16 protein-coding genes are annotated in these 22,533 nt (G+C 54.9%); 8 read left to right on the plus strand and 8 right to left on the minus strand.

The window, feature by feature from the left end:
• The first annotated feature begins 116 nt into the window (after positions 1-116).
• From JW953_16905 to JW953_16915, 3 genes are all read left to right on the plus strand, one after another.
• The gene (locus JW953_16905; GenBank protein MBN1994380.1) at positions 117-518 is read left to right on the plus strand and encodes a VOC family protein; all 402 of its coding nucleotides are present in this window, start codon (positions 117-119) and stop codon (positions 516-518) included.
• 62 nt (positions 519-580) lie between these two features.
• Positions 581-1,549, plus strand: coding sequence for a serine/threonine protein kinase (locus JW953_16910; GenBank protein MBN1994381.1), 969 nt, complete (start codon positions 581-583; stop codon positions 1,547-1,549).
• The gene (locus JW953_16915) at positions 1,540-2,328 is read left to right on the plus strand and encodes a hypothetical protein (protein ID MBN1994382.1); all 789 of its coding nucleotides are present in this window, start codon (positions 1,540-1,542) and stop codon (positions 2,326-2,328) included. Before JW953_16910 ends, JW953_16915 begins: the two co-directional genes overlap by 10 nt.
• A gap of 156 nt (positions 2,329-2,484) precedes the next feature.
• Here JW953_16915 and JW953_16920 read toward each other — a convergent pair whose 3' ends face one another.
• From JW953_16920 to JW953_16935, 4 genes are all read right to left on the minus strand, one after another.
• Complete coding sequence (locus JW953_16920) at positions 2,485-3,786, minus strand: UDP-glucose/GDP-mannose dehydrogenase family protein (protein MBN1994383.1); 1,302 nt, start codon at positions 3,784-3,786, stop codon at positions 2,485-2,487.
• Positions 3,787-3,833: 47 nt separating this feature from the next.
• Positions 3,834-5,135, minus strand: a complete 1,302-nt coding sequence (locus JW953_16925) for an NAD(P)/FAD-dependent oxidoreductase (GenBank protein MBN1994384.1) — start codon at positions 5,133-5,135, stop codon at positions 3,834-3,836.
• 18 nt (positions 5,136-5,153) lie between these two features.
• Entirely contained in the window at positions 5,154-6,233 is a 1,080-nt protein-coding gene (locus JW953_16930) for a flippase-like domain-containing protein (protein ID MBN1994385.1), read from the minus strand.
• 155 nt (positions 6,234-6,388) lie between these two features.
• Positions 6,389-6,643 carry a hypothetical protein gene (locus tag JW953_16935; GenBank protein ID MBN1994386.1) on the minus strand — a complete coding sequence of 85 codons (255 nt, stop codon included), beginning with the start codon at positions 6,641-6,643 and terminating at the stop codon, positions 6,389-6,391.
• Positions 6,644-7,040: 397 nt separating this feature from the next.
• Here JW953_16935 and JW953_16940 point away from each other — a divergent pair, with 397 nt between their 5' ends.
• From JW953_16940 to JW953_16955, 4 genes are all read left to right on the plus strand, one after another.
• Entirely contained in the window at positions 7,041-7,409 is a 369-nt protein-coding gene (locus tag JW953_16940) for a 4Fe-4S binding protein (GenBank protein ID MBN1994387.1), read from the plus strand.
• A complete protein-coding gene (locus tag JW953_16945; GenBank protein MBN1994388.1) occupies positions 7,396-9,150 on the plus strand; it encodes an aldehyde ferredoxin oxidoreductase family protein in 1,755 nt (584 codons plus the stop codon). Before JW953_16940 ends, JW953_16945 begins: the two co-directional genes overlap by 14 nt.
• Positions 9,151-9,299: 149 nt before the next feature.
• Positions 9,300-11,480: a glycoside hydrolase family 3 C-terminal domain-containing protein gene (locus tag JW953_16950; protein ID MBN1994389.1), complete on the plus strand. Its 2,181-nt coding sequence runs from the start codon at positions 9,300-9,302 to the stop codon at positions 11,478-11,480.
• Between the two features lie 62 nt (positions 11,481-11,542).
• Positions 11,543-13,582, plus strand: coding sequence for an alpha-glucuronidase (locus tag JW953_16955; protein ID MBN1994390.1), 2,040 nt, complete (start codon positions 11,543-11,545; stop codon positions 13,580-13,582).
• 55 nt (positions 13,583-13,637) lie between these two features.
• Here JW953_16955 and JW953_16960 read toward each other — a convergent pair whose 3' ends face one another.
• Entirely contained in the window at positions 13,638-15,461 is a 1,824-nt protein-coding gene (locus JW953_16960) for a DUF4038 domain-containing protein (GenBank protein MBN1994391.1), read from the minus strand.
• A gap of 26 nt (positions 15,462-15,487) precedes the next feature.
• A complete protein-coding gene (locus JW953_16965; GenBank protein MBN1994392.1) occupies positions 15,488-16,123 on the minus strand; it encodes a hypothetical protein in 636 nt (211 codons plus the stop codon).
• Positions 16,124-16,608: 485 nt separating this feature from the next.
• Between JW953_16965 and JW953_16970 the strand changes: the two genes are divergently transcribed.
• Positions 16,609-18,462 (plus strand): hypothetical protein, encoded by a 1,854-nt coding sequence (locus JW953_16970; GenBank protein MBN1994393.1) that lies wholly within the window; start codon positions 16,609-16,611, stop codon positions 18,460-18,462.
• A gap of 139 nt (positions 18,463-18,601) precedes the next feature.
• Here the strand turns inward: JW953_16970 and JW953_16975 are convergent, their stop codons facing one another.
• Together JW953_16975 and JW953_16980 are read right to left on the minus strand one after the other, a co-directional pair.
• Positions 18,602-19,624: a LysM peptidoglycan-binding domain-containing protein gene (locus JW953_16975; GenBank protein MBN1994394.1), complete on the minus strand. Its 1,023-nt coding sequence runs from the start codon at positions 19,622-19,624 to the stop codon at positions 18,602-18,604.
• A gap of 15 nt (positions 19,625-19,639) precedes the next feature.
• A complete protein-coding gene (locus tag JW953_16980) occupies positions 19,640-22,510 on the minus strand; it encodes a GAF domain-containing protein (GenBank protein MBN1994395.1) in 2,871 nt (956 codons plus the stop codon).
• Positions 22,511-22,533 lie beyond the last annotated feature (23 nt).

Genomic DNA, 22,533 nt, shown 5'->3' on the forward strand with positions numbered 1-22,533 from the left:
GGGCCAACCCGGTTAAGGCCGGGCCAACCCGGTTAAGGCCGGGCCAACCCGGTTAAGGCCGGGCCAACCCGGTTAAGGCCGGGCCAAAGGCTTGTGTTTTATAACCTGGAAACAATATGAAACAAAAGATCGGTTATATCACCCTGCTGGTGAGAGACTATGATGAGGCTATTTCGTTCTATATCAATAAACTTGGGTTTAACCTGATTGAGGATACAGATTTAGGCAGGGGAAAACGATGGGTTCTCGTTGCGCCTGCCAACGCAGTAGAAAGTTGTTTGCTGTTAGCCAAAGCGTCCTCGCCTTATCAAGAAAAGTATATTGGTCATCAAAGTGGGGGGCGGGTGTTTCTGTTTTTGCATACAGACGACTTTTGGCGTGACTATCAAAAAATGAGATCACAAAACGTTGTTTTTAGAGAAGAACCACGGCAAGAGACTTACGGCACTGTGGCGGTATTTGAGGATCTTTACGGAAATAAGTGGGATCTGCTAGAATTGAAAAAGGACAAACAATGACAACAATTGAAGCTATAAGCGCACGCTAAAATTTCCGTATGTGATGATGGAGGTGAAATACAATGCCATTACCTGAAGACACAATTTTAGAAAGCCGGTATCGCATTGACAGGCTGTTAGCTCATGGCGGGATGGGGGCTGTTTACAAAGGTTTCGACACCAACCTCCTGGTTCCGGTGGCTATCAAAGAAAATTTCCTGCAAACCCCGCAAAGCATCCGCCAATTTGAACAAGAGGCGTTGATTCTGGCCCGATTACACCATCCAGCCCTACCTCGCGTGACCCACCATTTCCATTTCGAGGGTCAGCAATATCTGGTTATGGATTTTGTCGAAGGTGAAGATTTGTGGGAGATAGTAAAAAAGCAAGGCTACCCTCTGAACGAAGGGGAGGCGCTTGAGTTTATCATTCAGGTTTGCCAGGCGATGAGCTACCTACACCGGCAAAATCCACCCATCATCCATCGCGATATTAAGCCCCAGAACATAAAAGTAACTCCCGAAGGCCAGGCGGTGCTGGTAGATTTTGGCATTGCCAAACAGGCTGAAGCGGATAGCCACACCAGTACCGGGGCGCGAGGGGTCACCCCTGGCTTTTCGCCGCCGGAGCAATACAGCGGGGTAGGCACTACTCCCGCCTCGGATATCTATTCGTTGGGGGCAACCCTCTATGCCATTCTGACGGGCAAAAGACCGCCGGATAGTGTCAGCTTGCTGGTCAACAGAGCCAAATTTGAGCCTCCCAACAAAATAAACCCAAAATTGAGCGCTCAAGTTTGTCAGGCCATTGGGCATGCTATGCAACCGCAACCGGCCGACCGGCCCCAAGCGGTGATTGCCTGGCAAAAAGAGTTGGAGGCTATTTTAGCAGCATCCACCCTGGCCGCCAAAGAAGATTCAACAATGCCATCCCCACCTTCTTCGATCCAGGCAGAGAGCGGGACCGTTCCGACCATTCCGGCTATGTTGCCGCCCAAACCTCAGCCGGCCATTCCCTTCAAGCGCCGGTGGCCGCCGGCAGTATGGCGGTGATTCTGGCCGTGATTGGGGCGATTGCCTTGATTACCACCAGGAGCGCCAGGCCGGTTCAAGCTACAGCCACGGCCAAAGCCGGCGCTACGGCTGCGGCTGAAACTGTGGTTGTGGCCACAGCCACGGCTAAAGTAGAGGCCACTGCTACCGCCACAACTTACACCCCCTCAGCAACTGCCGTAGATACGGCCACGGCCCAGGGTATTGTATTTCAAGACGACTTTAGCTCAAATACAAAGGGCTGGCCGGTAGGGGAATATTCAGATGACTATAATAAGGGGATAGTGCAGATCATTAACGGTAAATATCAAAGATCATTAACCTCTAAGCAGCCCAGCTTGGGTAGAACGTGGATACCCTACTTTTCTGCCAAAAACTTCCTGCTCAAGGTTGAGGCCACTATCGTGGAAACTTCTTACGCCGGCGACTACCGCGTTGCGGTCACTTTTCGCGAGAATAACAATAACGACTTTTATGCAGTCTTATTTGCCAGCAGCAAATCCTACACAGTGTACCTGTGGCAAGACAACAAGCTCACAACACTTAAGGACTGGACGTTTAGCCCGGCGGTAAAGGTGGGGCCAGGCGTTCCTAATATCTTTGAAATTCTGGTGGAGGACTCGAGTTTTACGCTTTACGCGAATGATCAGAAATTAACCACCGTAACCGATTCAACTTTGAGCGCCGCCGGGAAAATCGGCCTGGGGCTTGACCTACCTGAAGCCGAACAGACCGTAACAATTGACTTTGACAACCTGATTATTAGAAAAGTGCCGTGACCGGCTACAGACCCTTACGCACTCGTCGCTTCGCTTCTACTAAGAAACTACAACGAGACTTCGCTTGAGAAACCCGGCTTTTAGTGCTTGTTGATAGTCCAATTTGGACAATAGTTACCATTTATAACCAAAAAAGCCGGGTTTCTTTACGTAGTACTAATATCCTCTGCCCACCCCCCGATAAATAAAACCATACATTTGCATAATCTCCGGCTCGTAGAGATTGCGGCCGTCAATGAACACGGGCTGGCGCATTAAGGATTTCACCTGGGGCATGTTCAGGTGTTTGAACTCGTTCCACTCGGTCAGCAGAATGAGAGCGTCGCAACCTTCGGCCAGGTGGTAGGGGTCTGTGGCTAATTGCAGGTCGGGCAGCATTTTGGCCGCCACGCTCATGGCGGCGGGGTCGTAGCCCTTAACGGTGGCGGCTTCGCGCAGCAAGGCGCGGGCAATTTCGGCGGCGGGGGCTTCGCGCATATCGTCGGTATTGGGCTTAAAAGCCAGGCCCAACAGGCCAATCACCTTGCCGCTCAACCGCCGGCCCAATAAATCCCGTAATTTTTGCACAATATGGATCCGTTGATATTGGTTAATGTCCATCACCGATTTAAGCAACTGGGGATGGGTGCCGTGGGTGGTGGCCATATGGGCCAGGGCTTTAACGTCTTTGGGAAAACAAGAGCCGCCGTAGCCAACCCCGGCATCCAAAAAATAATGGCCAATGCGCTTGTCGTAGCCCATCCCTGAGGCCACTTCTTTCACATCGGCGCCCAGTTGCTCGCAAATGTTGGCAATTTCATTGATAAAAGAGATGCGGGTGGCCAAAAAAGCATTAGAGGCGTATTTGATCATCTCGGCGGTGCGCAGGTCGGTAATGATAATGGGCGCGCGCAGGCTCAAGTAGAGTTCGGCCACTTTATTGGCCGCTTCGCGGTGCAGCGAACCCAACACAATCCGGTCCGGGTGCATAAAGTCAAGGATGGCCGAACCTTCGCGCAGAAATTCGGGGTTAGACACCACGGCAAAGTCAACGGGTTCCGGCTGGTTCTCCCGCACAATATCGGCCACCCAGTCGCCGGTGCCTACGGGCACGGTGCTTTTGTTAACAATCACCAGGGGATGCGGCATGGTTTGGGCCACGGTTTTGGCCGTTTGGCCCACGTACTTTAAGTCGGCCTCGCCGTCCACGCCTTCCGGCGTGCCAACGGCAATAAAAACAAACTCGGCGTCGGCCAGGGCCGCGGCATAATCGGTGGTAAACGTTAAACGTTTAGCCTGCACGTTGCGCTGGATCATTTCTTCCAGGCCCGGCTCAAAAATGGGCGACCGGCCCGCGTGCAGCATTTTTATTTTTTCCTGGTCAATGTCTAAACAGCAAACCGTATTGCCCAAATCGGCAAAACAGGTGCCGGTAACCAGCCCCACGTAGCCGGTGCCGATAACCGTGATCTTTTTCATTGTTCCGTCCTCCTGCGGTAAGCCAGGTTTTTAAGGTTTCTAAAACTCTAAAGCGCTTCTTTTTTGGGGGTATCCTGCATTAACAACCGAGCCGCCCGCCGCCCGATTTCCACGGCATAATTGGTGCCTCGATCCCAGGGGTACACCTGGCTCATGCTGGCCCAATATAGGCCGGGGATGGGCGTGGCCAGGGGGGGGATGTTGGCGCTGTGATTGAGGGGCGGGACAGGCTGAGCATAAGGCTCTTTAAACAGCCAGCTTTGGCGCACCCATTCCGGTTTAAAATCAGGGTTAAATTTGGCCAGGGCCGGCAAAAAAAGGTCCAACAGTTCTTGTTTGCTCATAGCAAAGTAGGGATGGTCCGGCGCAAGGTAATCGCCGCAGTAAACAAGGTGGTCGCCGCCGTAGTGAATGGGGTCAATATAATTGGTATGCTCCACCAGGGCCAAAAAGGGCAGGTCGGGGCTTTTAGGCAGATTGATCCAATAATGGCCGTTGGTGAGGCGATGTTTCAGGGCCAAAATCAAAGCCACTGCGCCCATTGATTTGAGGTTTTTCAACCGGGCCAGGTAATCGCCGGGCAAACTGGGCGCAAGCTTGCGCAATAAACCGGGCGAAGTGGTGCTGAGCACCCGGTCAAAAGTTTGCGCGTTGTTTGGTGTTTCCACCAGCAGGGTTTGATCGGGTTGGGGCGTAACTTTTTGCACGGGGGTGTTAAATCGCACGTTTACCCCCAGGTTTTGAACATATTCACAAAGCGCCTGGTTAAAGGCCTGAAAACCGCCCTTAAAATAACCCAGTTTCACGCTGCGTTTGTGCAGCCTGGCCCACATCCAGGCCATGTTAACTTCTTGGTGATATTGGCCAAATTTGCCAACAAGCAGCGGCTCCCAAACCACTTTATACATCTCCCGGCCCATTGTTTTGACGATCCAATCATGGGCGGTCACCTGTTCCAGGGCCGGCCAATTTTTGGTGAGCCGCAAATAAACACCGGCCAAAGCGTAGCGGATTTTGGAGATAAGCGACACAGGGAGCAACAAATTGCGCCAAAGGGGAGTGGCCGGATAAATTTGGCCGTTAATGTAAAGAGAAGTAACCGGGGTAGGAAAAAACAGGTTTTCACTTTGGCCAATTTCATCAATCAAGTTGATAATATCGGCGTCAGACGTGAACCAGTGGTGATAAAAACGTTCCAGTTCCCACTCCCAGCGGGGGTCTTTAAAACCCGAAGCCAATCCGCCGGGGCGGCTGCCGGCCTCAAAAATGGTGACGGTATGCCCGGCCTTAACTATGTCCAGGGCGGCGCTCAAGCCGGCCACGCCGGCCCCAATAATGGCAACTTTCATTAAAATCCTCGTAAATGGCTAACCGGTTGAATCGCCTACCGGCGAAGTAACTACAGGCGGTTCATTGAGCGGCGGTTTTTCAGGGTCGTCAACCGGCTCTTTCGCCCGCTGGCGTGATTCGGCGGCTTTGCCCAACTCGGTCCAACTCAAGCCTTCACGGATCATATAGTAAAAGCCCAACAGGGTGATGGGTAGCCATAAAGCTACGTGGAGCACCAGGGTATAAGCGGCCGCTATGGCGGCGTTAACGCCAAACACTTTCAGCACTTCAATGCCCGGCGTATCAAACGTGCCCACGTAACCGGGGGCAGAAGGGAGGGTGGTGGCCAGGTTGACCACGCCGTTCATCAACATGAGCACAAAAAAGCTCACGGTAAAATCAAAGGCATGCATCACAAACCAATACTTCATGGTTTCCAGCAGCCACACCACCAACGAGGTAAAAAAGATCATCAAAATATCTCGCAGGCTGGTCAGGCTGGTCAGGCCCTCCATAAACCTGTCCGCCAGCGCCAGAAATTGGGGTTGCAGGCTATGGGGCAAAAAACGGCTAAAGGCCCAATGGTACAATTTGCGGGTGGTGTGGGGACGAGCCGCCAAAACAAAAAATACAATCAACGCCCCAAAAAAGGCCACGCTGGCCAGGATGACAATTTGGCGCAACCAGTCGGGCAGCCCGGGCACCAGGGGCAAGCCAATAAAAACAAAAATCAGCATGACCAGCCCGTCAAAGATACGCTCCACCAGAATGGTGGCAATGCTGGCGCTCATGCTAACGTTTTTTTTCTTTTTTAACACGTAAGCCCGTAAAACTTCGCCGATCCGGAAAGGGTAAATGTTGTTTCCCATGTACCCAATCACCACCACCGGCCACAGTTCTTTAAGCGAAATGGCTTTGATGGGCCGCAGCAGGTAATGCCAGCGCCAGGTACGCGCCCACACGCCCACAAAATAAACAAACACGCCTGGCAACACCCACCAATAATTGCCGGTTAAAATGTATTGCCAGGCCAAGCGCAAGTCAAACCCGCGCAGGGCAATATAAAGAAAAAAGGCGCTAATAGCAGCGCCCAACCAAAATCTCCAACGTTTGAACATGGCCAATATTTTACCATTGGGTGGTGATTCAGCAAAATAGCTGACGCTTTGTTATAAATACACCGGGCGCTTAAAGGAGGTTCCTTAAGGCAACATCCCATAAAAAAACCGCTACGCCTGGGTAGCGGCTTTTACTTTTGTTAAATAGGTTGGCGTCAGGCCGGCATTGGCACGGCTTCCGCCGGTTTTACAGAACCAATGAGAACCCGTTCCAGGGTCATTACATGTGAGCAAACTCCTCGGGCTTGGAAAAAGTTGCAATCGCAGTGCCAGTGGCCATGGTCGTAAGTAATCCGGTGCAGTTTGTGATTCCCGTTAAAGGTTACCTCAAACTTTTCAAACGTGATGCGCTCCGGCTCCTGTGCATAAAGCATCGCCTTTTCTATCTTTCCAATCATCCCTGAGTCCATTAAAAAGCCTCCTTCATAAAGTAAATACTAATGATGTTAAAAAAACAAAAAAACACCGGCGCAGGCATGCGCTGAGGTGTTTTTGACCATCATACCTCTATTCAATTGGTCCAGAGGGGAAACACTCATGGTTGGAATTTCTCCAAACAATCATCCTCGACTGTATACCGCAGTACGCTGTAAGTATATCCCGGTCGGCAAAGGTTGTCAACCTTTTTTACCGTACGGAATCCCTACGTTTTGCCCCGCCCCGGCCAGGCCCGCGCGCAGCCCCAATTATTTTCTTTGCCTTATCTGTAGTATAATTTACCGGAATTCAAAAGGTGAGGTCTGCCCGATTATGGCTAAACGGCTGTCGGTGATTGATGTTGAACGATGTGTAGGTTGCCAATCGTGTATGTTTGCCTGCGTGCGGCGGTTGGGGCGGGGGGGCTTGGCCGAAGCGTGTATTCACGTTCGTTCGGCAGGTGGGATTCGGAAAGGGTTTGTGGTGGTGGTCTGCCGGGCTTGTTTTGACCCGCCTTGTGCGCGGGTGTGCCCCACCGAGGCGCTGGTAGAACGGGAAGGCGGCGGGGTAAAACTTAAAGCCGATCTTTGTATTGGCTGTGAAAATTGTGTGGAAGCCTGTCCCTTTGGCGCGGTTTTGTGGGACGCCGAACAAAATAAACCCCAAATTTGTGTTTACTGCGGTTATTGCGCGGATTTTTGCCCGTATGATGTTCTGGCGCTGGAAGAGATTGAGGAGGCCCCCTATGTTACCCCATGATCCCCTGCCCCGGGTCTTATACATTGACCTGACCCGCCGACGTTACCGGATAGAGGAACGCCCCGATATTTTTGCCGCCGGTTTGGGCGGCAGCGGGGCCGGTATCCGGCTGCTGGCCGAAGAATGTCCCCCCGGCGCCGATCCATTAGGGCCGGATAATCCGCTTATTTTTACGGTAGGCCCTCTGGTGGGCCATTTTCCCCTGGCCTCCAAAACGGTGGCTATGTTCAAATCGCCCCATACCGGCAACCTGGGCGAGAGCCACGCCGGGGGGCGAAGCGCGGTGGCTATCCGCATGGCCGGATATGGGGCGGTGGTTATCCAGGGCCAGAGCAAGATGCCGGTTTATCTGGTTATTGCAGAAGGACAGGTTCATTTTCGAGACGCCGCCGCCTTGTGGGGCTTGCGCAGTAGCTATACCGCCGGGTCGGTCTTGCGCCAGCGCGAAGGGGGGAGCGGGCTGCGTTCCATTATGCGGATTGGCCGCGCCGGAGAGAAACAGGTCAGCTACGCCTGCGTTATCACCGAAACCTACCGTCACTTTGGCCGGTTGGGCCTGGGTGCAGTTTTTGGCAGCAAACAACTCAAGGCCATAGTGGTCAGCGGCAAACGCTCTCTGGCTGTGGCCGACCGGCGCAGTTACCGCAATACCTACGACCAGATATATAAAGCGGCCACAGAAACGCCGGTGATGAAAAAATACCACGAGTTGGGCACGCCGGTCAATGTACTCCCCTTAAATCATATTGGCGCCCTACCCACCCGCAATTTGCAGAGTGGCCGCTTTGAGGGCGCTGAAACCATTTCCGGCGAGCATCTGGCCGAAGAATATTTAGGGCGGCGGGTAGCCTGCGCGCATTGCCCGGTGGCGTGCGTTCACCTGGCGGCGCTACGCCTGCCATACCCGGACGATCCCTATTTTTATAAAACCGTGATGTTGGGCTACGACCACGAGCTGATCTATGCCATGGGCAGCATGCTCGGCGGCTCGGAGGTGGAGGGATTACTCCAGGCGCTGGACCAGGTTGAGGTGCTGGGATTGGATGTAATGAGCACCGGCGTGGTGCTGGCCTGGGCCACCGAGGCCCTGGAACGAGGCCTTATTTCAACGCAGGAAACCGGCGGGCTGGCCCTGGCCTGGGGCAATTACCCCGTTTACATAGAAGCGATTAAGCGGATTGTGACCCAACCGAATGATTTTTACCGGGCGCTGGCCCGGGGCGTGGAATATGCCTCATCCGTTTATGGGGGTCAGGAATATGCCCTGGCCTTTGGCGGCAACGAGATGCCCGGTTACCACACCGGCCCTGGCTGCCACGCCGGTTATCTGACCGGCGCGCGACACAGCCATCTGGATAGCGCCGGGTATGGGCTAGATCAACAGGTCGGCCAGCCGGGCCAGACGCTCACGCCCGAAGCTGTGGCCGACAAATTACTCGCCGAAGAACGCTGGCGTCAAGTTCTTACCAGCCTGGTAATCTGTCTTTTTGCGCGGGGCATTTATACGCCGGAAGTGGTGCAAAATGCGCTGGCGGCTGTCGGCATTGACCGGTCGGTTGAGGATTTGGCCCGGTTGGGCCGGGAGACGCTTCGCCTTAAACATGCCTTTAAAACGCGGGAGGGCTTTGAGTTGGGCCAACTGCGGTTGCCCCACCGGATTTTTGAAACACCTGCTCCGGCAGGTAAATTTGATGAAGATTTTATGAAGCAGACGATTGCTCGGTATGCCGAGAATCTCTAGGTTCTGTAAGGTCAAAATAAAAATTGAACTGGAGACCAACATCGTCAATTCGGTTTCTCACCATCCCCAGTCAGCTCTCAGGATAACAGAGAGCAAAGTCAAGTGGCGGCTGATGCCCCACATCCATAATTCTACAAGGAGATTTTTCCATGACTCACACTAATGACCAACCAATCTTTACCGGCCTTGAGGCGGGAGCGGAACTCTCCAGCCAACAGATTGAGGCCACGGCGCAGGAATGGCTGGCGCAGCTAACGCTGGCTGAAAAAATTGAGATAATGGATGGCGATACACCTTTTTGGGCCGGCCTGGTGGACATGATGGGCGGGGGCTACGGCGATCATCTATGGGATGCAGGTGTCATTTCTCGCCTCGGTATCCCCGGCATCCGTTTTGCGGATGGCCCTCGCGGCATCGTGATGGACGGAGCCACCACGTTCCCGGTTTCGATGGCCCGGGGCGCGGCCTGGGACGTGGCCCTGGAAGAACGCATCGGTGATGTTATTGGACGTGAATTGCGGGCGCTGGGCGGCACCCTGTTTGGCGGGGTCTGCATCAACCTGCTCCGCCATCCGGCCTGGGGTCGCGCCCAGGAAACCTACGGCGAGGACCCTTACCACCTGGGCGAGATGGGCGCTGCCCTGACCCGGGGGGTGCAACGTCACGCCATGGCCTGCGCCAAGCACTATGCGCTCAACTCGATGGAAAATGCCCGTTTTAAGGTGGATGTGCGTATCAGCCCCCGGGCGCTCCACGAGATTTACCTGCCCCACTTTAAGCGGGTGGTGGACGAAGGGGTGGCGGCGGTGATGAGCGCCTATAACAGCATTAATGGGGAATGGTGCGGGCAGAACAAGGTTTTGCTGACCGACATCCTCAAGAGGCAATGGGGCTTTGCCGGGTACGTGCTAACCGACTTTATTTTTGGCATGCGCGATGCCAAAAAAGCAGCCCTGGCCGGGCAAGACCTGGAAATGCCGTTTCAAATGCACTATCACCAACACCTGAAACGCCTGGTCGAGAACGGTGAAGTCCCGCCGGAACGAGTGGACGAGGCCGTGTTACGCTTGCTGCGCCAACAACTGCGCCTGATTCGGTCAGACAGCTACGATGCAGCGCAACTTGGCAGCGAGAGCCACCGGGCGCTGGCGCGCGAAGCGGCGGAGAAGTCCATGGTGCTGCTGCAAAACAAGGGAGACCTGCTCCCGCTGCGAGATTTGAAGAAAATAGCCGTGATTGGCCGGCTGGCCGACACGCCCAATACCGGCGACGGCGGTTCCAGCAACACCCGCCCCGCTTACGTGGTCACCCCGCTTGCCGGGATTCAGGCCGCGCTCAAGGGCCAGGCGGAGGTACTGCATCACGACGGCAGCGATCTTGAGCAAGCCAAAGCCACCGCCCAGGTCGCCGACGTGGTGGTGCTGGTGGTGGGCTACACCCATAGAGACGAAGGTGAGTTTCTTGACCCCAACACCATGCAGAGCCTGGCTTCGCTATTTCCCCCGCCTACCCCGGAGGAAGCGCCCATTGTCCAGGGGTTTATGCAAGGTTTGGCCGGAGCGCCATCGGATACCTTCTTGACCGGCGGCGATCGTGACCGGCTCACCTTGCTCCCTGAGGATGAGGCGTTGATCCAGGCGATTGCGGCGGTGAATCCGCAAACCATTGTTGCGGTGATGGGCGGTAGTGGCGTCATCATGGAAGCCTGGCGCGAGCGCGTGCCGGCTATTCTGATGCTCTGGTATCCCGGCATGGAAGGGGGCCACGCCCTGGCCGACATTCTGTTGGGTCGGATCAATCCGAGCGGCAAGCTGCCGTTTGTGATTCCCAAACGGGCTGAAGACCTGCCCTTCTTTGATAAAAATGCCACTCAAATTGAATATGACCTGTGGCACGGCTATCGCAAGCTGGAACGGGAGGGCCACCCTCCGGCTTTTCCTTTTGGCTTTGGCCTCAACTACGCCGGCTATCATTACGCCAACCTGACCCTGGCCCAGACTCAACTCGGGCCGTCAGACACCTTGCCGGTGAGCCTGGAGGTTTCCAATACCGGAGCCTACGCCGGCGAGGAAGTGGTGCAGCTTTACGTTTCGGCCCTTGGCTCTGCCGTGGAGCGGGCGCCTAAAGAACTCAAAGCTTTTACCCGGATTGCCTTGCAGCCCGGTGAAACCAGGACCGTCCAACTCAGACTACCCATCTCCCGGCTGGCTTACTACGACGAAAGCCGGGCAGACTTTGTGGTGGAACCGCTCGAATATGAGGTTTTTGTGGGGAGCCATTCTTTGGACCCGCATGCCTTGAAAGCGCGTTTTGTGGTTCGTGGCGAGTAACCGCCAAAGCATTGTTGGCTCATCCGCACACTTTTTACCCATGAGCCAGAAAAAATAAGGCTATGAACATCCGAGACGAAGACGGATACGAGTTGTGGTTGCGCTACCGCCAGGTGGAGAACCCGGACCGTTTGGCGCAGTACCGCCAAGCGATCAACAAAGTGGCGGTCCTGGGCAAAAGCGCCACCGCAGAGATCATCAAAAGCGAATTGGCGCGGGCACTACCTGCCCTGCTGGGCAAAACTGTACCCTTCTCGGCGCAAAAGCCAGGTGGCGGTAACACGTTGGTGGTGGGTACGGTTGATCAACTTGGGGCTTTAGGCGTAACAATACCGCAGGCGCAAGGCGCTGAATTGGGCCGGGAAGGATTCCTCATTCGTTCTCACCAGGTTGGCCCTGATACCTGGATGTTGCTGGCCGGCAACACAGAAACTGCTATTCTGACCGGCGCTTTTCATTTTTTGCGGCTTCTCCAAACGCAGCAGGACATCCGCGCGTTAAACATTTTGAGCCGGCCCCGGATCCGCCACCGTATCCTCAGCCATTGGGACAATCTTGACGGGTCAATTGAGCGGGGATATGCCGGTCCATCCTTGTGGCAGTGGAGCGAGCTGCCGCAAAACATTGACCCGCGCTACCACGATTACGCCCGGGACTGCGCCTCCATTGGCCTTAACGGCGCCATCCTCAACAACGTCAATGCTCAAGCCGAAAGCCTTAGCCCCGCCTACCTGGTCAAAACAGCGGCCCTGGCCGATGTGTTCCGCCCCTACGGCCTGCGCGTTTACCTGTCGCCGCTTCTCTCCGCGCCTATGCTGCTCGACGGCCTGCCAACCAGCGACCCGCGAGACCCGGCGATTGCCGGATGGTGGCAGAAAAAAGTGGACGAAATCTACCGCCTGATTCCTGACTTCGGCGGATTCCAGATCAAGGCCAATTCAGAGGGGCAACCGGGGCCGCAGGATTACGGAGCCAACCACGACGATGGGGCCAACATGCTGGCCGAGGCTCTGGAGCCGCACGGAGGAATATTGTTATGGCGAGCTTTTGTTTATGACGTAAGCGTTGACGAGGACAGGGCCAAGTGCGCCCATAAGGAGTTTGTGCCGCTGGACGGAAAATTCCGGCCCAATGTTTTGGTGCAGGTAAAAAACGGCCCCATTGATTTTCAGCCCAGAGAGCCATTCCACCCCCTTTTTGGCGCGATGACCCAAACCCCCCTGGCCCTTGAACTGCAAATCACCCAGGAATATCTGGGCCAGTCCATTCATCTGGTTTACCTGGCCGAGATGTGGCAAGAGGTTCTGGATGCGGACACCTACGCCCAGGGGCCGGGTTCAACCGTGGCCAAGGTGGTGGATGGCTCTGGCTACGGCCACGATCTGTCGAGTATTGTTGGCATTGCCAATACCGGCTCGGACCGTAACTGGTGCGGCCATCACTTTGCCCAGGCCAACTGGTACGCCTTTGGCCGGCTGGCCTGGGATCACCAGTTGAGGGCTGAAACCATTGCCGACGAATGGGCCAGGCTGACCTGGTCAAATGACTCCCAGGTGTTAGCGGCCATCAAAACCATCATGCTTGGCTCCTGGCCGGCCTGCATCAACTATATGACCCCCCTGGGCCTGCACCACATTATGCAAGAAGGCCACCATTACGGGCCAGACCCGGCCTTCAACAATGCCCGGCGACAGGATTGGAACAACGTTTACTACCATCGGGCCGATAGCGAGGGGCTTGGCTTCAACCGCAGTAGCACGGGCAGTCAGGCCGTGAGCCAGTATCACAGCCCGCTGCGGGAGCAATTTGACACCTTGGCTACCTGCCCGGAGAAGTTTTTGTTATGGTTTCACCATGTCCCCTGGGGGCATCGTTTGCCATCCGGGCGGACGCTTTGGCAGGAGCTACAGCAGCGCTACCGGGCGGGCGTTGCCTTTGTGGAAAAGATGGACAACATGTGGCAGGGTTTGCAGGGCCGGATTGACCCCCAACGCCACGAGCACGTGAGCAGGCGCTTAAAACAGCAGCTAGAAAACGCCCGCCTTTGGCAAAAAGTGTGTCTTGACTACTTTGGCCAATTTGTCGGTCCTGGGGACACTTGACTGTTAGGAAGGCCAAAATCAACTACTTCCTCGCTTCACACCCAACTTGGGTTTATCAAGCGTGAGTTAAATCGTATAGAGTCATTTTTAGCGCCCAATCCTCAATGGCCTCATCTCCGCCCTCGGGAAAAACCGGCAATTGCAGTTGCCCCTGGGAATTTGTCTTAATGCTCACTGGTTCCAGCCAGATGCCGGTTCTGGGGTTGAACCAGGCCAGGTGATAGGTGGCAGACGCGGCCATATTTTTTAAACCGGCCCGCACAGCGCCCCGCTCAAAATAGAGGAAGGCCAGATGCTTGTCGGCGGTGCGCATCATAAAAGACCAGCCGTCCAGCCCATCCTCAAAACTGCCGGGGGACTTGGCGGGATTCACGTCGGCGGTGGCCAAGAGCAAATCTTGATAATCGGCGCCCTCGGAAAGAATGAACGTTTTTAAGTGCTGCATCTGCGTGCCCGAGGTGAATTGTAGCGCCTCCCAGGTATAGGGCCGGCCGCTTTCGGCTTTGGGTTCGCCGGTGGTATTGCCGTCATAACCCGACGTTCCATGCACGTGCCCGGCCAGACCGCCCGATAATACGCTGCCATACATCTGAGCGCGGGCAAAGTAATTGTCCCGGTCGGAGTTGGTGGGCGGTCTCTCGCCATGGACATTTCTTTCTTGCCAGCCGGTATAGTAAGGTTCCAGATTGCTCAAGGGGTAGGGCGGGTCGAGTTTAAAGATTGTTTCCATGGCCGCACAAATCTGGTGCGTGCGGGGGTCATTCCCCACCGAGTGCATGGTGATCCAGGAAACCAGACCATAAGTGACCAGGGTAGAATGGTCAACCAGCGAGGTAACGGGTTGGCCATAGGGCATGTGGCCGTAACGCTCCAGGTGCAGGGTTAAAGCTTCGTTCCAATCTTCGCCTTTCAGGCCCATATCCGCCACATTCAAATCTTGATGGATTTTGCTAAAGATAATGTTGTGAGCGCCATAACGCGCCACCATATACTGCACAAACCGGATATACGTGTCCGGCCAGCCCCCATACTTTTTCCAGGCCGGCCCAACGTCCCGGCGGATCGTTTCGATCATGGGCACAAAGCCGTTTTGGGCCAGATAGGCCATTTTTTTATCCAGGCTTTGATAATATTTGGGGTTGAGTTTACTGAAATCAGATAGGCATTTGACATCGCCCCGCACCGGGAAAGGAACGTTGCCCGCTTCATCGTGCTGGTCTTTGGCGGTGTCGGCCCCGCTTTTTACCCAGGGGTCGCGCAGCCACACGCCGTCGTCATCCTGCACGGCGCGGGGCCATTCATCGGCAAACCAGTTAGGAAAGCTGGAGATAAAACTGATGGAATTGTAGCCCTGCCGTTTACGATACTGCACCGCCGCTTCAAACCAAAGGCCCGGCCCCGGCACGTAGCCCGGCTCAGGCTCTTGGCCACGCAAAGGATAGCGCCAGGTGGCCGCAGACAGCCAGGTATCGCCGACCAAAAAGAAAGGCGTGTCGTCGGCGTATTCCAAGGCGTGGCCGTGGGCCGTGGGCCTGATAAAACCGCGCCGGTTGGGATTGGCCCGTTTTTCGGCCTCGGTCCAGTTTGAGGCGCTGAATTCGCCTGTTTGGCCGCTCAGGCCGGGGTCGTCGGGCGAGGCGTAGCTCGTCCACGTCCAGCAGCCAACGTCGGTAGCCACCAGCCGGACTTTAAACGTTTGCCCTCCATCCCAAAACCCGTAAATTCGTTTATCAAACCCATTAGGGCCTTTGAGTTGCACCCACATTTCCACATCCAGATAGGGATTGGCATATTGATTTTGGGCGGTAAAATTTAGCTCTACCATTTCCCAAATGTGGGGCTTTTTTTGAGTCCGGTCAAAAATTTCTGGTTGGGTCACAGCCTCCTCCGTTTTCGTTCTAATGCTTAGATCCACCGCAAGATGACGCCAAATATAATAATGCAGACAATGTTGAAGGTAAAAATACTTCCCACTACCACCGCTTTCTTTTTAATGCTGGCCAGATCATATACCCAAAACGAAACCAGGAAGAAAGGAAAGTAGCCAATCAGGAAGATGAGCCAGGGAGCGCTGGCGCCCCACCAGGGATAATCCCATGTGAGCGCGCCAACCGAATTCAACAACACTTCCACGAACACCGTAAAGATAGAACCGGCGATGGCAAAGAACAGCCGGTTTGGCAGGCCCAAGATTTTCAGTTTCTGGTCAGCCGGCAGCATCTTGGCAAAAACAATACCGGCGATGGCAAACATAAAACAGATTTCGATATTCAGCCCGATCAAAATCAGGTAAGCGGTTTGGCCGGGGGCGCCCCAAACCGGCGCGTATTGGGTCAAGTGAAAGACCAGCGCGTTCCAGATTTCGTTGAACCAGTCCATGCCCCAGTAGGCCAGCCCGGCAAATACCAGGTCCCAGTTTCTCTTTTCAATTTCCACCGCATACACGTAAACCACCAGGGCAAACAGGGGAATGACGTACCATTGAAACTGACTGCCATCGCGTAGGATGCGCAAGGCTTGTAAAGCTGCTTCGGTAGGCATTATTGTTGATCTCCTCTCAATTAAGTTGGTAAAAACTATGATTTCCCCAAAAGCCTCAGGGATGTCCGCCCCCTTCAGCGAGGGGAAGTGTTTTATTAAATAGCGGTGAATGAAGATATAGTCACTGCCGACGCATGGGGAGAAGATGCGCTCAACGCAGTGATTTGGGGAATATTGTCTCTGAACCGGCCCCATTCTAGCACAGATAACCCTGGCTGGCAACCCATTTTGCTTGAGGTCATCTGCTATGGCCATCCGGCAACGCCCAAAACTGAGATAATTGCGCCTTGAGGTCGTCGTTATTCTGTACAATCTGAAACCCGCGCCATTGGGGTGGGAACAAACGCCGGTACCGGCCGTGAGTAAACCGGTCGTCAATCAACACATTTATTGAATTTTTACAACGCCCCGGCGAAGTCCGGCAGTTGACTTCAAGGCCGTTTCCCACTATGATGTCTTGAATTTTGCTGAGAGGATAAGAGTATATGCCAATCTTCCGCCTGGTCAAACTGCTGGGAATGCTGCTCATTGTCATGGGGTCAAACGCCTGCGCCGGAACAGCGACTCCGGCGCTCTCCCCGGCCCCGGCTGATCCCTCGCCGTCATCTTCCGCCTTAAGCCAAGTTGTTACCTCTACCTCGCTGACAAAACCAAACCTGACGCCTGCGCCGGCTCAACGAACAACTTCCGGTGAACCCACCCTCACCCCAATAGCCCGGCCAACCCCTGCCGGAGCGATGCCTCTCCCTCCGCTTGAAGATACCACCACCTGGCACCTGCCCGACCAGCCTAACGTCAATAGTATGCGCCATACCATCTTGCAGGTGCTGCAAGCCAATGAGCTTGAATTTGACCTGGGTTATCCGGTGCAGGGCTTCAAACCCGATCCCATCTATCCCCGCCTTTTCATTCGGGATACGTCCACATTGATGAAAGGGGCCAGCTATTTTTACCCCGCCGAACGGCTGAAATGGGGCGTGGAAGGTTTCTTGCGCCAGCAATATGAACTGTCAACCGTAAGCAGCGAGGACGGCTGGCAAGCAGGTTTTGGGGCCATTTCCGCCACCGTTGGCCCCGATGGAACCATTGACAAAGCCACCGCCGTTGCCGACGAAGAGACCCACTTGCTCCACGCGGCTTACGTAGTTTACCAGGCGCATGGGGGCGCAGCCTGGTTAAAAGAGGAAATCAACGGCCTGCCCGTCATCGCCCGGCTCAATGCGGCGGGCGACTGGCTGCTCGCTCATCGCCGTGACAAGGCCACAGGTTTGATCAAGCGCGATCATACCACCGACTGGGGCGACGTGCGGTTTCAGCCCACCACGGGCAATCCCACCGACATTGTGCCGGAAGACGTGGTGTGGACCGCCTCTATTTATGACCAAGCCCTGGCCTACCGGGCCTGGCGCGAATTGGCGGCCATGAATCGCGCCGTTGGCGATGAAGCAGCCGCCCGGCGCTGGCAGGCCGAGGCTGAGACCCTTCAACGCGCCACCCATGATTATCTCTGGCAGCCGGAGCGGGGCTTTTATCGCACCCATTTGCACCTCACCCCCCTGCGGCATGATTTTGACGAGGAGGCAATGGTCAGTATTACCAACGCCGTAGCCATAGGCTGCGGCTTGACCGACGCCCTTCAAAACGCCATGATAGTTGACGCGCTGGAAAACGCCCGGTTAGTCGCCGGGGCGCAGAAGCCCGGGGTGGTGCTTTTTCCGCCTTATCCAGAAGGTTTTTTTAAGATGCCCAGCCTGGCCGGCCGGGGCGTTTATCAAAACGGCGGGGTGTGGGACTGGTGGGGCGGCTGGCAGGTGCTGGCCGAATTTGAAACCGGCTATAGCCGGTTGGCCCGCGCGCATCTTTTGCAAACGGCCGCTGATTGGGCCAATCACCCCGGCCAGATTTTTGAGTGGCAAGAGGTTACCACTTTGGCGGGGCATGGGGGCGAGCAATACGCCGGCGCGGCCGGGGTTTATACGCAGGTGATTGTGGAAGGGCTTTACGGCGTTCAACTTTCTCTGGATAGCCCCACGCTCAGCCCCCGGCTGGGCGACTGGCCGGGCCGGATCACGGTTCACCAACCGCCCAGCGGCCTTTATCTGCGCTATCATTATCAACCTGCCGCCGACGCCCTGATATTGGCTTATGAAACAAATTACCAGGGTCCAACATTTCCCTTGCGGCTGCTCCTGCCCACCAATTTTGCTCCCGGCCCGGTTTTTCTTGATGGGGGGCCATTGGCCGGGGAGCAAGTGACGGTAGGGCAAGATCATTATTTTACGGCGGCGTTGCCGGCGGGCCGGCATGACCTTGTAGTGAACATCACCGGCAATAATTAATGGCTCGTCAGGCGGGCCTGTTCCAATTTTTAGGCCATAGGGTAGAGACAGGACAATGTCTTGTCCCTACCGCCAAAATTTTGGGACGCATCTCCCATTGGGATGGGAAGTTGACCTTTTTGTTTGGGCGTTACAAAATCTACGGGGTAAGGGTGGGCGTGGCTTCTATGGCGGTGTAGGCCGAACTGCGAACATCAAATTGATCATCGGGATTGATGACCCACAAATCATAGGTCCCGGGCAGTAGGCCAATGGGCACAATGGCTTCAAAACTGTTGTTTGTCTTTAACTCGCCCAGGAGCAGACCCTGCTTTGAACCGCCCCTTCTCAATTCAACTCTAAATCCATCGCTCTCATCGTAGTAAAAATATCTGCCTTGAACAGCGATGATCACTTCTTCTGTGTTCACCCCGGAGCCAGGCTCGCTGCTAAAAATTTCTGGAGCGCGAGGAGTAGCCGTAGGCGTATCGGTGCGGGTGGGGGTAGGCGAGGGAGTAACCGGGGTGGGAGTATGGGTAACGGTAGAAGTAGGCGGCAAAAACGGCAAATAAATTACCTGTCCGGGCCGAATAGTATAAGAGTCCAGGCAATTTACCTGGTATAGTTCATAAGGGCTGGAATTAGTTCTTTCGGCCAGTAAGTTTAGGGTTTCTTCCGGCGTTTGCACGGTGTAGGCTATCCAGGTAGGCGGCGGTTGACAAGCCCCTCCCGGGGGGGCTTGCGGCGTAGCGGGCGCCGGTTCTGGCGTTGGGGTTGGTATTTCCGGGGTTGAGGTTGCCGTTGGCGGCGGCGGCAAGGGTGTGTCGGTCGGCGGTAAAGTTGAGGTTGGGGGGAGGGGGGTATCGGTGGGTTGAAGCGAAGGCAGCGGCGTAGCCGAAGGGGTAGCCGTGGCCGGCGGCGGTAGGGTAGGGGTAAACGTGGGCGACGCTACGGCCGCGGGAGACGATGGTAAAAGCGAGGTTGGCGTAGCCAGGGGCCGAATGATGGTCGGCGTGCTGGCCACAATGGCGGTTGGCTGCTCCTGGTCGGGCACATCTTGCATAGCCAAAAAAATGGCAGCCAATACGGTTAAGGTAATCACTAGCAGGGTTCCTACGGCAATGGCCAGGTGCTGTAGGGGAGAAGAAGATGAGTTTTCATCGGGGGGAAGTTTGGTAGACACGCTTTTACCTCGTCCCTAAAGTGAAGCGGGCTGGTCCGAGTTCAGGTCCAGGGGCGGAATATCCACCTCCAGCCAGGGGTCTTCAAAATGCTCGCTAATGGGTAACAAGAAGTGAAAGATGGACCCCTCGCCCATTTCAGTGTCTACCCACACGCGCCCCCCGTGCGCCTCAACCAGCGACTTGACAATAGCCAGGCCAACGCCGGTTTCACCCAAGCCCTGAATCAGGGGCCGTTCGGCCCGGTAAAATCTTTCAAAAACCCGCTTAAGGTCTTTGTCGGCAATCCCTCCCCCGGAGTCTTTAATAGATACCTGCAAAAATTGCGCTTCCTCATCGTCGGCCATGTCGTCGCCATCTTCCACATATTTAGAAGCAGATATTTCTATGCTCTCTCCGGCCGGCGTACACTTGATGGCATTGCCCAACAGGTTGCCCATTATCTGTCGCACCGACTCCGGGTCCGCCTCTACCGGGGGCACGTCATCAGGCAAATTCATATTGAGCGTTATTTCATTTTCTTCCAACTGCGCCCTGGCATTAATAATTGTATCTTCAATCACTTCAGCCATATCAACCACAGTAGGGCGAATCTCCAATTGGCCCGCATCAATGGCCGTGACCCCAATCAGGTCGCTCAACATGCTGCCCATCCGCTCAATATTGGCCTTGATGCGTTGTAAAAATTTGCGCTGCATTTCGCCAATAATGCCCACCGACTCGCCCAGCAGTAAATCGGTATAGCCGGTAATGGACGTCATGGGGGTGCGTAATTCCTGAGAAAGTGAGGCCACAAATTCATCCCGGGCCTGCTGGCTTTCGGCCTCGGCCGTAATGTCGTAAAGAATAGTTACGGTGCCTTCCTGGTCATTGCCGTCGGAGGCGACCATGGGGCTGATGGTAGCGCGTAACACCGTATTACTCACCTTAAACGTGGTGGTCACCATAGACTCGCCGCTGGCCCGAAATTGTTTGAGGGCCTGCAGCCAGCGTTCATCTTCACAAATGGTCCCCAACTCTTTGCCCACCAATTTATTATTGCGCTGGGCGAGCATTTGATTGGCGGCGGCATTAACCCGATTTATTTTGTCGCCGGCATCGCCAATAATCACGCCGCAACTCAGATTTTCCAGCCCGGCGCTCACCTGGGCGCTGGAAAAGGCGGCCGGCACCGGCGCGGCCTGCTGCGAGTGAGCGCGCGCATGCTTCAGGGCGCGCGCCAATTTGCGAGCGCGTTGGTTGCTGGCTTCCAGGGCTTCGTTCAAGCGGTCAATCTCGGCCACTTCTTGCTCTAACTGGTCAACTTTTTCCAGCAGGCTTTGTTTTTCTGCCTCAAAACCGGCCAAACGTTGTTTATGTTTTTCCGTTTCAGACAACAAACCTTCAATCTGCTTGTCCTTTTGCCTTGACCTTTCAACTTCCGCTTTGGCTCGTTCGATGGTTTTTTCCAGCTTGACCAACCGTTCCCGCGCCTGGGCCAACGCTTCTTTGTTGGTTTTTTCGGCAGTTTCATACTCATACAGGCGCTGGGCAAACAGAGCCACCTCTTCCCGGCTCTTTTTTAATTCGCTCTCCATGGCGGCCTGGCGTTTGCCCATTTCCAGTTCCTGGTTGCGCAGGGTCCAGGATAATTGTTGGGCCTTGGCCGAAGAGGCCATGTATTCTTTGGCATGGTCAATTGAAACAGAAATATGATCGGCCAGCGCTTTGCAGAGTTGGGTCTCGCTATCGGTAAAGACTCGTTTTGATACGGCGTTGCCCAAAATCAATACCCCAATTGGCTCGCCTTCTTTGAGCAGGGGCTGCACCAGCAACGGGCCAACATCGCCGGCGCCCATGAGGGTAAAAAGCAGCCGAATTTGGTGGTTGTCCTGGTATTCGTCAACATGCACCTGGTATTTTCGTTTGAGGGCGTGTTTGATGACTTGCTGCTCATTGGCGGGAAAAGAAACCGACTCGCCGCGCCCCCGGCGAGAGGGATTATAAATAGACACCATCCGCAGTTGGGATAGATCATCTCCCCCATCCTCCGGCAGGGCGATAGCGCACTGGTCGGCGCCAATGGCCATGGCCACGCTCCGGGCGGCCCCATCTAACACATCGGATAGTTCAAGGGATGAGCTGATCTGCCGGGCCGCTTCAAAGAGGCTGATCAACCCCCTGATCTGGTCCAGCGAGACTTCGCTTAAATTTTGCAATTCCCGGCTGCGGGCGCTAAGCGATTGGATAGCGCCCTGGTAAACGGCCACGGCAAAAAATGGATAAGCAATCATTTCGGCCAGCCGGACAAAAACGGGGTTGTGGGGGAGAGGATAACTTGAGGCCAAAATGGCGTAGACGTGCAGCATGTAGCCCATAAACAGGGTGCCAAAACCAACCAGGGCGTAAGCTCTTTCCTCATCCAGCTTCATGGCGCAACTGACCGCCCCAAAGAGAACTAAAACGGTCTGCCAGGCCACAAACCAAAGTTCCCATAGAATATCCCGGTTAAAGTCGTTACCTTGCCAAAAAGCTATAGCCAGGAAATAAAAGGCAAAAGCAAAAACAGCGTTCAGGGCTAAAACAGTGGTGCCGACAAATCCTTTTTCTCGGAAAAGCGGCGTAAAGCCCCACACCAGAAAACCTGCGCTACAGATGGCTATAATTCGCTCAAACGGAGGCAACCAGTGATTGGCAAAATCAGCAGATACCGCCCCAATCAAGGCCAAAACAATGAACATGAGGCGCAACACCGTGATGCCCGCAAAGGCAATTGTCAGCCGGCGCGCTCTAAATGAATCGCTGCGTCGCCACTGTCCCCAGGCAATAAACAAGGCCGCTTCAATGGCAATGAGGGTAAATAAATGATACGCTAACGCTATGGCCGGACTACCTAAAAAACCTGTCACTTTTGATAATCCTATGTTCTTTA

The sequence above is a fragment of the Anaerolineae bacterium genome (genome assembly GCA_016931895.1).
GTDB lineage: Bacteria > Chloroflexota > Anaerolineae > 4572-78 > J111 > JAFGNV01.